The sequence below is a fragment of the Burkholderia seminalis DSM 23518 genome, from assembly GCF_902832885.1.
Classification (GTDB): Bacteria; Pseudomonadota; Gammaproteobacteria; order Burkholderiales; family Burkholderiaceae; genus Burkholderia; species Burkholderia seminalis.
Map to the genome: position 1 here is coordinate 1 of NZ_CADFDK010000044.1, position 535 is coordinate 535.

Genomic DNA, 535 nt, shown 5'->3' on the forward strand with positions numbered 1-535 from the left:
GTCGACAGCGACGTGACGCTGCTGCTCGTTGACGACAGGCCCGTCGACAGCGAGCCAATCCCCGTCGAGGTCGATGTGGACAGCGACGTGATCGAACTCGTCGCGCTCGACAGGCCGGTCGAGGTCGAAGTCGACAACGACGTGATCGAACTCGTTGCACTCGACAAGCCGGTCGACGTTGAAGTCGACAAACTGTCGATCGACAGCGACGTAATCGAACTCGTCGCGCTCGACAGGCCGGTCGACGTCGAAGTCGACAGCGACGTGACGCTGCTGTTCGTTGACGACAGGCCCGTCGACAGCGAGCCGATCCCCGTCGACGTCGAGGTGGACAGCGACGTAATCGAACTCGTTGCGCTCGACAGGCCGGTCGACGTCGAAGTCGACAGCGACGTGACGCTGCTGTTCGTCGACGACAGCCCCGTCGACGTCGAGGTGGACAGACTGTCGATCGCCGTGTTCGTCGCGAACAGCTGCGAACCGTTGATCGCGTCCGTACTGGTTGCCGTCACCCGACCGGCCGCCACGTTCGTGA

The 535-nt window shown here is 63.2% G+C and carries 1 pseudogene; it reads right to left on the reverse strand.

The window, feature by feature from the left end:
- Nucleotides 1–527: pseudogene (locus tag HWX00_RS37545) on the reverse strand (hypothetical protein); the annotation flags it as partial.
- Nucleotides 528–535: the final 8 nt, after the last annotated feature.